Source organism: Candidatus Oleimmundimicrobium sp. (assembly GCF_030651595.1).
Classification (GTDB): domain Bacteria; phylum Actinomycetota; class Aquicultoria; order UBA3085; family Oleimmundimicrobiaceae; genus JAUSCH01.
The window spans coordinates 1-1168 of the sequence record NZ_JAUSCH010000111.1; the positions used below are offsets into that span (position 1 = coordinate 1).

Sequence of the window (1168 nt, forward strand, 5' to 3'; positions counted from 1 at the left end):
TCAATGCCCACAGAGGTGAAGCCTTCAGTGGCGCCTTGCAATTTGGCAGCGGCACTGGTGCCGGAAGGTTGCCGTGGCAGTTCAGAAATAATCCCGGTTTTTGCGCTGTAGTCGAGATAGGAACCGTTGGACAGCAGGTTGAAAACACCCACCCGGACGACTTCCTGTTGAGCCTGCTCACCGTGGGCAGTCACCACAGTGGCGGGGAATTTGACAACCTTGCCACTTTCCACCATTTCGCGGCTCATTTCAGCCCACAGCCGCTCGATTTCATCGAGACGGGGCAGGCGGGTGTCGCTGCTCATCTTGCTGATCAATTCGTCCAGGAACTGACCCCGTTCGGGGTACTGGGCGGTGACAATGGACTGGTTGATGATGGCGCGCATATCACCAGCGGTGGAGGTCAGGTGGCCAAACAGTTCTTTCAGTGACCCCAGACGCTCGTTGAGCTGAATCTGCAGGGCTTCAACCTTGAGATCGTTTTCAGCAAAAGTTTGCTCCATGCGAATGCTGCGGTTTTCCTCAGCATTCATGGTGGCTTTGGCCTGACTCAGCAAATTTTGCTGGTTTTGCTTGTCCCGCAGGAATTCTGCTTCGCGCTGCTTGTGCTCGGCGGATTCACTGACGCGGGCACTGTTGATCAGCCTCAGCAGTTCATCCACAGAGGCCGCTTTCTCGGCGGCCAGCACGGGGGTCGCCGTCAACAGAGTGCCGGCAACAATGGCCAGACAACGTTTACGAAAGGTCATTTTCATTGTGCTGCCTCCGGCGCGGGAATCGGTAGAGTAAGGATGTCAATGGCGGCCTGTTTCTTGGCAATGCGAATACCCTTGCTGACGGCGGAACGATAGCTGTTCGCTGCCTGCCAGGAACCGGATTTCACATCCCACACACCGGTCTGACCCTGATCGGAGGTCTGGTACATCAGGGCGATGCGGCCAACCCGGAAGAAGTTCACCTGGCGCGGCTGTCCGTCCAGATCAATCATCCCTTCGAACTGGTCGATGGTGCGGCTGTACTGGCTTTCAATGTCATACAACTCCAGCACCTGACGGAATTTTTCCGCAGCACTGAAACGGGAGCTGTCGAGGTTGTCGCGCACCTTGTCGATGGCGGCCTGACGCGCATCCTTGTTGAAGGGCAGGTCAAGGGCAACAAACTGCTCAAG

The 1168-nt window shown here is 56.5% G+C and carries 2 protein-coding genes; both read right to left on the minus strand.

Annotated features, from left to right (window positions below; all coding sequences use genetic code 11):
- Positions 1 to 755, minus strand: a 755-nt coding sequence (locus Q7U95_RS06370; protein WP_308752878.1) for a hypothetical protein, incomplete at its 3' end; no start/stop codon positions are given.
- A partial coding sequence (locus Q7U95_RS06375) for a DUF3450 domain-containing protein (RefSeq protein WP_308752880.1) occupies positions 752 to 1168 on the minus strand: 417 nt, incomplete at its 5' end. The genes Q7U95_RS06375 and Q7U95_RS06370, both read right to left, overlap by 4 nt.